We start from the raw sequence: 9,144 nt of genomic DNA on the forward strand, positions 1-9,144 counted from the left end.
AGTCAATACGATATATTATAATAGATATATGAATGAATAGTTAATCCTGATATATATATACATATAGCAATGAAATGAAAAAAGGGTGAATAGACAAATTATGAATAAACTAAACCATGTAAAAAATATTCAGACTGTATCTTATGAAATGGGGGAAACGGTGTATGTTCTCCAAACATGTACGGAAGAAGAAGACCCGGAGAGTTTTTACTACTTTAAACAATTTGAAAAAAAAGAAGGCGTGATTTTGGAAGTAATCGAACACCCCCGTCTCCAATATCGGGTAAAATTTGGCCAGGCGGAAGCAGTCTTGTATCATGAGGAATTGACGAATGGGAAACAACGGGATGTTCCCATAACAGAAATGGATAAGCAAGAAGGATGGGAGGGGGATAAAGTGGAATGGTATACACAAAAAGAAGTAGCGGATTTATTAGGCGTATCCAAGGCAACGGTCTACCATTACGGAAAGCAGAAGAAAATTATTAAAATTTTGGACCCACATCGATTACATAAAGAGGCCCGTTATGAAAAAGCGGAAGTGGATCGATTAGTCTATGAAAAGCAATCTTTCCCTACTGGTATGAGCCCTAATGAGGTTGCAAAGAGATTGGGATTAACTGTTCAAAGTATTTATAAGTATATTCAAGATGGTGCAATAAAAGCTGAGGCTGTACCTTATGGTGATGAAAGAATCACTTATGTAATTTCGGAAACAGCCTATCATGAAGCAGAGAAATCACTCAAACCATCTGAAACACAGCGACCAAAAAAATATGAATATTATGATGCGAAAAATGATATTGCTTTGTATCAAAGATTTCATTCGAATAAAATACGAGAGGCACGTGTGATTCGTAATGAAGAAAAAGTATTTGGTTTTTACTTACCCAATATCCAAAAGTTGTTGACATATGAAGAAGGAATTAATAATTATGCCTTAAAGCCATCATACTCCATCCATCAGACTACTTTGGATTATAAAGGCTACGTTGAACTTCATGTCCCAAAAAATGAAGTTGTATTTTATCCATTCCTTGACTATTTATATGAAATTTGGGGTATGGAAAACATTCGAATTAGAGAACAAAATGAAACAGTTTTACTCTACGTCAGGGCAGGGGAAAAGCCGTTAATATCTGAGGTGTTTGGTATTGCTGATATTTTGCCGTACTTAATCAATGGAGAAATACATCATGAAGATGATATTTTGATATTGCGTAGTTCCAATAGAAAAACTAGTTTTGAGTTACCTATCGAATTGTTAGAAACAATTTCAGATTTAGCTGAACAAGAAGGGATTAGTATCAGTAAATGGGTTGAGCAAAAATTATCTTCGATAATAAAATAACTATATAAAAGTTTTTTATAGCGAAAATGGTGCAAAGGCAATCTCATCTGGATCCTACAGGCTATACTTTAAGGCCCTGAATGATTTGATCCTGACTTCGGAAAAGGTACAGAGTCGGCATTATCTAAATTCCGGAAAGCAAAAATGATAGGTACAAGAAGGCAGGTAACCCAACTTTCTGTAATTTATTTACTTCATAACAAAATGGATGAATATTAAAGTTTTATTCACTATAAAACAAAAAAAGCCTTTCAATTAAAGATATACTACAAGTAAAATGCTAAGCGAAGAATACTTAGAAGAGTTCGCTAACATTTTTTTTCATCTGAGTTCTCCTGAAATATGGAAGTCTCTTTTTTAGTTAATGTAAATATTCGAAGAAATTGTTGTTTGAATGGAGCATAGCGGGATCGAACCGCTGACCTCTACACTGCCAGCGTAGTAAGGATAATTTTCTATAGTTTACTAAAGCATCCAAACATGGCTTTATATCATGGTTTATGAGGTGTTTATCAGTTTTGAAATGAACTGTAATTTCCGGTGGCTTTCTATAGTTTGTGACCAAAATGTTGCCAGTGATTGACCAGTAATTTGATGTGAAAACTGTATTTTTCGTATAGGAAACAGTAAAATTTTGAGATGTGATGGTATGCTCAATATAAAATATAGCCTTCTTTGGTTAGCCGTCAAAGAGGGCTTTTTTATAAAAGTAATTGTTGAATGGATAATACCTATTACCCAGACGGGTGTGCGACCTATGCTTGCCCGGACATCACAACAAAACTACAAGCGGGCCAAGGAGAACAAGGCTAAGGCCGAGGACAAAGAGAGGATCCCAAGGCAAGGGATATATGTCTCGTGGCGAGGCCAAGCCCAAGCAGGCCCAACAATCATTGGCTTTTTTATAGGTGAATGGGGGCCATCTAAGTAAATTAAGGAAGGCAGCTAAATACCCACGAGTAGCAACCTATGCTAGCCGACAAGTACCGTACAACTCATCACAGGAGGAAGGACATGTTTCTTTTTAATTTTACATCTGATATATTAGGACTGAAAAAAATAAAGTAATGCCCAAGATACTAACTTTCCTTCTTATGTGGATTACCTCATTCATTCGTTTCGTCAGATTGAGACGCGATTGGATTTATTAACCCTTAATGAATTTTTAGGGCATGTTTATATTGCAACACATTCAACATTCTAATCCTGGCTCAGAAACTTTGAGAGAATAGAGGAAGAATGGTTCAAGATAAGTGGTGCAGAAAATTATCTAATTTTACTAAAAGGAAAAATTATGGCTGATTATGGTATATGGTCTGGAGCTGAATTGGGAAGACTGTTTAGAAGATAAAGCAAGGTGAAAAATATCTCCTCCCTCATTAATTTGCGTTACTAACAGGTGAAGATTGCAATTAAAATCTCATAACATGGATGCGCTTTATACAGCTTTAGATTGTACCAAATTATCTATGGAAACATACTCCAGTACTTGTAGATAAAATGGAAAAGACAGAATCTAATAAGATGGCAGATGAAATTTTAATGAAAATCTTCCGCCATTTTAGTGCAATGATAAATCGAACCAAAAACATTAATTTTAATCGACAATTAAGTACATCAGAAAAAAATACAATTGTATATAATAGTTGTTTTCTCGAAGAGTAAATAATGAAGAAATAGAAGGTGTAATTCAATGTTAGAAGTAATAATACCGTTTTCAGAATATAATGATGATACTGAGGCAATTACATTTATTCAGCATTTAAAAAGTAAACAAAAAGAATTGAAATTGGAAAATGCATCTGTTTATTATAAGTTTCCAATGTTTAAAGAATTAGATGAAGATGTACAATCTCCAAGTTTTTTTATTGTAAGCCCATACCATGGAATTATCATTATTTCAAAAGATAACAGAAGCCATAGGGTTTTAGATCACGAAGACCTTGATGTTATTTATGAAAAGACAGATTCAATATATAGTTTTATTTTATCGAAATTGATAAAAATTTCTGGTTTAAGAAAAAAAAGAGCGAGAAAAGAACTAAAAATACCTATGAGTACAATTATTTATCTTCCCAATTATAATGTGAAATTAGAGGAGGATGAAGGAGATAATTATTGGGCAAACTCTCTATCTGAAATAGATGAAGTATTAAATTCTTTAACAGGTGATTACATAACCGAGGAAGTATTAACAGATATATATTCGGTAATTGATGGCACAAGGGCTATGCCAAAACCTGTAAAAAGGGAGTTAGGCCAAGAACACGACAATTCTAAAGGAGCTATATTAAGCAATCTAGATCTGCAGATTGCAAAATTTGATCAAAAACAAAAAATCGCAGCTCTCACAATAATAGATGGCCCTCAAAGAATAAGAGGTATGGCTGGTTCAGGAAAAACAATTATTTTAGCTATGAAAGCTGCTTTAATTCATATGGAAAACCCAGAGGCCAAAATTTTATATACCTTTTATACAAAGAGTTTGTATGATCAAATAAAACAATTAATTACAAGATTTTATCGAATGTATGAAGATCACGATCCTAATTGGGACAATATTCATATCTTACACGCTTGGGGCGGAAAAACAATAAATGGTGTTTATTATAATGCTTGTATTGATAATGGAGTTACGCCCTTAAATTTAAGTGAAGCAAACTTTGGAGCAAAAAAAGCACAAATGAATAGTTTCGAATATGTTTGTTTTGATCTTTTATCAAGAGTTAATGGGAAAATAAAAAACAAATATAACTATGTACTAATGGATGAAGGACAAGATTTCCCAAGTTCTTTTTATTGGTTATGTAGAAAATTAGCTATGAATGATCAATTAGTTTGGGCTTACGATGAATTGCAAAATATTCTAAATATAGAACTTCAAGAGACTATGGAACTTTTTCAGAATGAATTTGGAGATAAGGGTATAAATCTTTCTGAGTTACAGGAAAACCATCCACACCAGAATAATGACATAGTTCTTCATAAAAGCTACCGTAATCCAAGAGAAATATTATTGGTAGCTCATGCGCTTGGTTTTGGTTTATATAATGATAAAGCTCTTCAAATATTAGAAAATAAAGAGCATTGGGAAGACCTAGGGTATGAGGTATCAGAAGGTAATTGTATAAAAGGTGAACACACAGTAATTCATAGGCCAAAGGAAAATAGTCCTTCAATTATTTCAGATCATTATACTCCAGATGAAATAATAAAGACTTTTTTTGCAGCCACTATTAGTGATGAGGTTAAGTGGTTAAGTGAATCAATAAAAAAAGATATAGAAGAAAAATTATTACCGGAAGATATAATGGTAATATGTTTAGATGATAAATATGCAAGAACATATTTTTCTGAATTAGAGATTTTGTTAGAGAAAAACAGGATATATGTAAATAATTTGCTTAATTCTTATAGTGGTGACAACTTTACTATTCAAGGGAAGATTACTTTAACAACTGTATATCGTGCTAAAGGAAATGAGTCTGCAATGGTTTATGTAATAGGTGCTGACAGTTTAAGCAATAAAAAATACGATATTGTTTCAAGAAATAAAGTTTTTACTGCTTTTACACGTGCAAAAGCATGGTTGAATTTTTCTGGAGTGGGTCAAGGTTTTTATTATTTAATAGAGGAAATGATTAATGCTAAATCTAATATTCCAAATATGGTTTTTGAATATCCGGGTGTTGAAGAAATTAAGACACTTCGAAGAGAACTTGCAATTGAGAATGCAGAAATGAATAAAAAGCGCGAAAAACTGTTAGAGCAATTGGACGAAATTGGATTAGATAGAGCGACAGCTTTAAATCTTTTAAAAGGTGAAAGAGACAAATGACCATTGCGCCTTCTAAAATTTTTGTGGACTATAAAGAAGCCAAAAAGATATTAAAGAAGTTAGAAATAGGTTTTATTGAGGAAAGAGAAAAAGCAAGGTCTCTCCGTAAGACTGATTTATCAAGGGGATTTATAGAGCATTCCTACAAAGATGATTATAGGAAAATATATAGGATTGCTAGAGATAATTTAGATTACAACTTATTATTACCTGAGGACGGTTCATTTTTTCAGTTTGGTTACGAACTAGATGAAAGTGAAAGAATAAATGATATCAGATATGCCTTTTATGAAGCACCTTCAAATCAAATCAGCTACGAGGAATATTTACACGATTTAGATTTAGATATAAATGAATGTGGGACGATGTTTTTTGAGGAGTATTCGCAGTTCGTCACTGAAACAGAGCTGAAAAATAATGTAACGAGTATTAGGTATGATTTTAGCATTGAACAACGAAAGGAATTGATTCACCCAGCTTCACACATTCATGTTGGGCAACAAAATGAAATAAGAATACCACTTTCTTTTATAATGACTCCTAAACATTTTGTAGCATTCATAGTAAGACATATTTTTTGGAACAAATGGAGAATAGGTATGGATGATCCAGAGTTTAGGGAAGTTTATTTATCGAATTATTCGACAGCAACTTCATTGGAAGAGGAATTATTTTCAAGAAATGAAAAGCGTGATATTTTTTTAAAATTCAATGCATAGAAATGAGACTCTATTTTTGGTATCGAATAATCAAACATGTACTGTTTTGCAAATTTTATAAGAGCAAATCTTCAATGGCTAGCTTTTTAAAAATGATTCAATAGATATATTAAGAGCCTGTTTTGATTAATCCTTCAAAACAGGGTCTTCTTTTTTGTTTATCAAGGTTATTAGTGTTTGCTTTAGCCTTCTTTCGAAGCTACAGTAGTTGGCAAGAAAGTGAAGCAAGGATCGATTCAAGAAAGTAGCTTGTATTGATTTGATCAAACTTCGTTTCAAAGCTACATAATAAATTTTCCCTTTCAATAAACTTATCTACTCCATTTATTATACAACTTAAATTTTACAAACAAAATCCACTTAAAATAGCATTTTTAATTGTCTACTATGAGTGTACTCAAAATTTACATTTATAATTTGTGTTATTGTAACATTGTGTTAATGTGGATTTTTACTTGTTTCAACTAAAGGGCTGAATAGAGAAGGAAACAATTAACAACAGATAGAATAATATTTTGAGGTGACTTTAGATTGAGAAAATATGGTGTAGCAATTCTTTATCTATTAGGAGGAGGACTGTTTTTAGCAATTGGTTATTCAAGTTTTGCTCAAGATCTGCTAGAAGAGCTTTCTACTCAAATGAATAATCCTGAATTGTTAATTGGATTTGGTTATATCTTTCTGATTGTTGGCATTATTCATTTCTTAATAAACAGTCTTAAAAGGAAATAACTAGTTAACTTTCAGATATTACTAACAAGCTCATAATTAAACAAAAGGGTGAATTACTTCTATATGGGGCTGGAAACAGCTCCTTTTCTTATAGAACTAACGGGTGCGTTAGCTGAAGATCGGGGCTGTCTTTAAGGCAGCTTTTTTCTTATGGAACTAACGGGGCAGGTTAGTTCCATACAAGATGGAATATTTTTCTTGAAGTATTATAAAGGGTTTTTGATAAGATGTCTTTATGGAGAAGTCGTTAGCCAATTTACGAAAAAGGATATGTTACAACCAATGAATAAAGATAATAATAATGATTCATTCAGAGATATGAATTTATTTAATAAGATATTTGTTGTTACAGCATTAACATTACTTGTTATCCTGGCCATATCTTTTGTTTTAGGGATTTTTTTCTTAGGCATTGCAGGTTTTTTCAGTTTATTCGGAGTACAGTATGAATCTCTTTATTCACTATTAATTTTTGTTTTGTTTTACTTTCTTCTCGGTTTTATATTTGATTTATTCTCTATTGCCTTCATCAACTTAACATCACAATACGTGTTAGGTAAATATAAATTATTTATTACACGTATGATCATTGATTGCACATTTAATTGGTTGTCATTACACACAGTAGATGAATTCATGAATAGTATTACCATTCCAGTGACAACAGAAATCGGTGCTGTTCTATTATTCTTCTTTATTGAAGTTGCCTTTGATGATAAAGAAAAAATAAAAGGGAATTCAATATCCTGAAAAACTCGCCAGATTCATACGATTAAGGGGCAGGATAGTTCCTTAAGGAATGGTACAATGAAGGAAATTAAAGAGGTGCAAAAATGCTTTTAAACGACTTTATGGATGAGAATTTCCCGAACTTAGAACTTAGACCACCCTTGTTTTATAGTTGGAAAATTGGTATCCGTTTTGAATTAGGTGTGGAATATGATAGAGAATATGATTATGAAAATAGTCCATATCTACAAGGCGTATATAAAAGGGCTATCACTTTATTTAAGTCCGTGCATTCTAATAACGATGATATTTATATAGTAGTTGACGTAAACGATTTTGCAGATGGTTATAAACATAAATCAAATACTTTTTCTCGTTATATTAAAGAGAAATCGGTCTTATATGGGTTAAACCAAAAAACAATTCCTTATGTTTTTCCTGACGATGATGAAGAAGGAACATATAAAACACATAGATTTACTTTAAAATGTAAAACGTCTGACTTAAAATACGTTCCTATGTTAAAAGCAATCTGCAATCAGGATATGGGTATAAGACCAAGTATTTTTAATAGGGTCTATTTTATAAACATCAACAGGAAAACTATATTTCACGTTTATGATGACAGGGGTTGTGATTTATTGGCGACCTCGCCCGAAACAATAAGAAATGTTTATGACAAATACAACGATTGGATATTAGATTACGACAGAAACGAAATAGACGAGATATTCAACTAAAGGATGTCTCCTTAATGAACTACCATGAAAATAAGTTTCTTTAAAAATGAAAAATGACAATACTTAAGAAGACCCTGCTCAATCGTTTAAAAAAAAAGAGGAGAGCGTTAATAAATTAGCCTATAGATTAGGGTTGACTGGATTAAGGTCAGTATCAGTATTGACACTTCCTAACCATTTTCATTCTTTGTGGTGAATCGTCGATTTTTGCGATTCATGGATGGCTAACGGGGCAGTTAGTTGAAGAACAAAGAATTACCAGGTTATACTTTAGTTATATAAAGCAATAAAGCTTTAAACGAAAACAAAGGGAGAAGGTATTTATGGTAGAACTAAAGTATTTTGAGCGTTCTGATTTCAAAAAACTTATCAGTTGGATTGATTCACCTGCATTCTTACTTCAATGGGGAGGTCCAGGGTTTGATTATCCCTTGAATGATAGTCAATTAGAAAAGTACATTGAAAATGCAAATAATGAAAACGCAGAAACTATGGTCTATAAAGTAATTGATAATGAAACTGGTGAAACTGTTGGTCATATCTCATTGGGTAAAATTGATAGAAAAAACAAATCTGCAAGAGTTGGAAAAGTATTAGTTGGTGATAAAAACACAAGAGGTAAAGGAATAGGTCAGCAAATGATTAAGGAAATCCTTAAAATCGCATTTGATGAACTTCAACTACATAGAGTTAGTCTTGGGGTATTTGACTTTAATGTTTCTGCCATCGCCTGTTACGAAAAAGCAGGATATATAAAAGAGGGTTTACTTCGTGATTCAAGAAAAAATGGTAATGAATATTGGAGTTTATGGGAAATGAGTATTTTAGAAAATGAATGGTTGAAAACCAAAAACGTTTAGTCGTATTCAATGTACAAAGGGGGTAGCTGAGGCACCTCTATTTCTTATTTCAAAGTTAATTTGTGAAGGATTGTACTTAAACTACCATGAAAATAAGTTTCTTTAAAAATGAAAAATGACAATACTTAAGAAGACCCTGCTCAATCGTTTAAAAAAAAAGAGGAGAGCGTTAATA

Annotated in this window: 7 protein-coding genes; all 7 read left to right on the forward strand. The window is 32.2% G+C overall.

Features of this window, described 5'->3' with window-relative positions:
- The first annotated feature begins 247 nt into the window (after positions 1-247).
- The 7 genes from ACFRAK_RS26665 (at position 248) to ACFRAK_RS26695 (ending at position 8,969) form a co-directional block, all read left to right on the forward strand.
- Entirely contained in the window at positions 248-1,351 is a 1,104-nt protein-coding gene (locus tag ACFRAK_RS26665) for a helix-turn-helix domain-containing protein (protein WP_394572850.1), read from the forward strand.
- Positions 1,352-3,044: 1,693 nt separating this feature from the next.
- Positions 3,045-5,189: a DEAD/DEAH box helicase gene (locus ACFRAK_RS26670; RefSeq protein WP_394572851.1), complete on the forward strand. Its 2,145-nt coding sequence runs from the start codon at positions 3,045-3,047 to the stop codon at positions 5,187-5,189.
- On the forward strand, positions 5,186-5,908 hold the full coding sequence (locus ACFRAK_RS26675) for a DUF2290 domain-containing protein (protein ID WP_394572852.1): 723 nt from the start codon (positions 5,186-5,188) through the stop codon (positions 5,906-5,908). Before ACFRAK_RS26670 ends, ACFRAK_RS26675 begins: the two co-directional genes overlap by 4 nt.
- A gap of 531 nt (positions 5,909-6,439) precedes the next feature.
- Positions 6,440-6,640 (forward strand): hypothetical protein, encoded by a 201-nt coding sequence (locus ACFRAK_RS26680; RefSeq protein ID WP_394572853.1) that lies wholly within the window; start codon positions 6,440-6,442, stop codon positions 6,638-6,640.
- Positions 6,641-6,922: 282 nt separating this feature from the next.
- Positions 6,923-7,390, forward strand: coding sequence for a regulatory YrvL family protein (locus tag ACFRAK_RS26685; RefSeq protein ID WP_394572854.1), 468 nt, complete (start codon positions 6,923-6,925; stop codon positions 7,388-7,390).
- Between the two features lie 101 nt (positions 7,391-7,491).
- Positions 7,492-8,109 (forward strand): DUF3885 domain-containing protein, encoded by a 618-nt coding sequence (locus ACFRAK_RS26690; protein ID WP_394572859.1) that lies wholly within the window; start codon positions 7,492-7,494, stop codon positions 8,107-8,109.
- Between the two features lie 323 nt (positions 8,110-8,432).
- Positions 8,433-8,969 (forward strand): GNAT family N-acetyltransferase, encoded by a 537-nt coding sequence (locus ACFRAK_RS26695; protein ID WP_394572855.1) that lies wholly within the window; start codon positions 8,433-8,435, stop codon positions 8,967-8,969.
- Positions 8,970-9,144: the final 175 nt, after the last annotated feature.

The organism is Peribacillus sp. NPDC056705 (genome assembly GCF_043656335.1).

What these genes read in the sequence shown, in the direction of transcription:
- ACFRAK_RS26695 (WP_394572855.1), top strand. Translation starts at nt 8,433, where the DNA reads ATGGTAGAACTAAAGTATTTTGAGCGTTCTGATTTCAAAAAACTTATC.
- ACFRAK_RS26670 (WP_394572851.1), top strand. Translation starts at nt 3,045, where the DNA reads ATGTTAGAAGTAATAATACCGTTTTCAGAATATAATGATGATACTGAG.
- ACFRAK_RS26675 (WP_394572852.1), top strand. Translation starts at nt 5,186, where the DNA reads ATGACCATTGCGCCTTCTAAAATTTTTGTGGACTATAAAGAAGCCAAA.
- ACFRAK_RS26685 (WP_394572854.1), top strand. Translation starts at nt 6,923, where the DNA reads ATGAATAAAGATAATAATAATGATTCATTCAGAGATATGAATTTATTT.
- ACFRAK_RS26690 (WP_394572859.1), top strand. Translation starts at nt 7,492, where the DNA reads ATGGATGAGAATTTCCCGAACTTAGAACTTAGACCACCCTTGTTTTAT.